This is a genomic window from Falsiroseomonas oryziterrae (genome assembly GCF_021864505.1).
Taxonomy (GTDB): Bacteria; Pseudomonadota; Alphaproteobacteria; order Acetobacterales; family Acetobacteraceae; genus Falsiroseomonas; species Falsiroseomonas oryziterrae.
Map to the genome: position 1 here is coordinate 1 of NZ_JAKJIB010000502.1, position 2,008 is coordinate 2,008.

The 2,008-nt window shown below is 73.1% G+C and carries 4 protein-coding genes; all 4 read right to left on the reverse strand.

The features are described from left to right. Positions 1 to 460 (reverse strand): hypothetical protein (locus L2I40_RS22455; protein ID WP_456305761.1); only part of this gene is annotated, 460 nt, incomplete at its 3' end. Next, positions 461 to 1,033 carry a protein phosphatase CheZ gene (locus L2I40_RS22460; protein WP_237217552.1) on the reverse strand — a complete coding sequence of 191 codons (573 nt, stop codon included), beginning with the start codon at positions 1,031 to 1,033 and terminating at the stop codon, positions 461 to 463. Further along, positions 1,026 to 1,406, reverse strand: coding sequence for a chemotaxis response regulator CheY (locus L2I40_RS22465; protein WP_237217554.1), 381 nt, complete (start codon positions 1,404 to 1,406; stop codon positions 1,026 to 1,028). The genes L2I40_RS22460 and L2I40_RS22465 overlap by 8 nt, the downstream gene beginning before the upstream one ends. 114 nt (positions 1,407 to 1,520) lie before the next feature. Beyond that, positions 1,521 to 2,008 (reverse strand): MotE family protein (locus tag L2I40_RS22470; RefSeq protein WP_372491105.1); only part of this gene is annotated, 488 nt, incomplete at its 5' end.

Below are 2,008 nucleotides of genomic sequence, written 5' to 3' on the forward strand. Positions count from 1 at the left end.
GGAAGGGGGGAGGGGGGGGCGGGGCGGGGCGGGATACCGACGTGCCCGGGGCCGATGAAGCGGCGCGCTCCGCCGTGCGCGGCGCGGCGGCGCGCGCGGTCGCGGAAGCCTCCGGCGCCTCGGGATCCAGAAGATCCACGACGATGCGGTCGCCGAGGCGCATGTGCCGCAGGCGCGTGCCCGGCGGGACGAGGATGGCGGCGCTGCCCGGCGCCGCCTCGATGGCGAGGACGTTGCGCGGCGGCCGCCGCACCGCGGCGAGGTCCGGCGTGGCGCCGCCGCCGAAGCTGAGCCGCACGCGCCCCTCCTCCGCCTCGACGCGATAGGAGGTGCCGGACGGAGCGTCGAAGACAACGCGCCCATGGGTCGGGTGGTCGCCGACGCGAACGCCCATCCGCGCCTCGGCCCAGGCCGGCGGCGCGACGAGCAGCAGGACCAGCAGCGGGCCGGCGCGGCGCATTCAGGAGCCGGCCAGCAGCCGATCGATGTCGGCCTGGCTGACGCCGGTCCCGGGACGCTGCGGGCCGTGGGCGAGGCGCTGCCCGTCGGTCGGCTCGCCCTCCTCCGGCTCGGGCTCGAAGCGGCCGGTGACCACGGCGACGCGCATCTCGATCGCCTTCAGCGCGGCGACGACCTTGCCGATGCGCTGGCCGGTGATGTCCTGGAAGCTGCAGGCTTCGTAGATTCGGGTGATGGCGCCCTGCAGGGTCGCCGCCGCAATCGCCTCGGGCAGGCGTCCGGCCAGACTCTCCAGTACTTCGCAGCAGTCGAGGATCTCGTTCGTCGCGGCGGCCGTGTGCTGGACGATGGCGTCGAGTTCGTCGGTCGCGGCCGGGATGTGGCGGTCGGTGATGTCGTCCACCTTGAGCCGGGCGATCTCGCGCTTCGCGTTCGCGATCGTCCGCCCAAGCCCGTCGAGCTCGGCGAGCAGCAGCGCCTCCTTCGCAGTCAGGTCGCCGGCGGCCGCGCGGGGCACGACATGCGGTCCATCCTCGATCCGCGCCTCCTCGGCGCCGCCGCCGCGGTCAGGCATGCGCCAGCACCTTCTCGATCTTCTCGCGCAGCGTCTCGGCGTTGAAGGGCTTGACGATGTAGTTGGAGACGCCCGCGGCCTTGGCGGCGATCACGTTCTCCGTCTTGCTTTCGGCGGTGATCATGATGAAGGGCGTGTGCTTGAGCCGCGCGTCGGCGCGCACCTCCTTCAGCAGGTCGAGCCCCGTCATCGGCGCCATGTTCCAGTCGCTGATGACCAGGCCGAAATTGCCGTTGCGCAGCTTGCTCAGTGCTTCCTGGCCGTCCGTCGCCTCCTCCACGTTCTCGATGTCGAGCTGCTTCAGCAGGTTGCGGATGATGCGCAGCATCGTCTTGTAGTCGTCCACGATCAGGACGGGCGTGGTCTTGTCCATGGCAGCACGTCACCCCGCTTGCGGTACCGCGTCGGGCGGGACCCTAGGCGCGAAGGCGTGAACGCATTGCGAATGCCTGGGCGTTGCGTGCCAGGCCTCGCCACGGGCCTCGCGTCACGGACGCGTGGCGCGGTCCTGTTCGATGCGCTCCGCACGCAGCCGCGCAAGCTCCGCCGTCAGGGCGCGGGCGCGGTCGGGCCGCATCGCGCCGAGCACCGGGGATGCTCGCGCTTCCCGCATCCGGTCGACGATGGGCACCAGCACCGCCATCTCCAGCTCGTCGAAGATCTGCGCCGCCTCCCGCGGGCGCATCGCCTCGTAGACCCGCACCAGACCGCGCAGGCCGGCCTCCTCGCGGGCCGCCCGGTCGCGTTCCAGCGCCTCGAGCCTGGATTGCAGGGCAGCGAGTTCCTCGACGCGGCCGAGCAGGCGGCGCTCGGCGGCGGCGAGCAGGACCTCGCGCTGCGCGACCGAAGTCTCGCGCGCCTCGAGTTCCGCCCGACGTGCCCGCAGCGCATCGAGCACGGCGCGTTCGGCGGCGACCTCCGTCGCTGCGACCGGCGGCATCGCAGCCGGCTGCGCCGCGGGCCGCGGCGGCTCCG

Coding starts and splice junctions, on each gene's coding strand:
- L2I40_RS22465 (WP_237217554.1), bottom strand. CDS start 1,406: ATGGACAAGACCACGCCCGTCCTGATCGTGGACGACTACAAGACGATG.
- L2I40_RS22460 (WP_237217552.1), bottom strand. CDS start 1,033: ATGCCTGACCGCGGCGGCGGCGCCGAGGAGGCGCGGATCGAGGATGGA.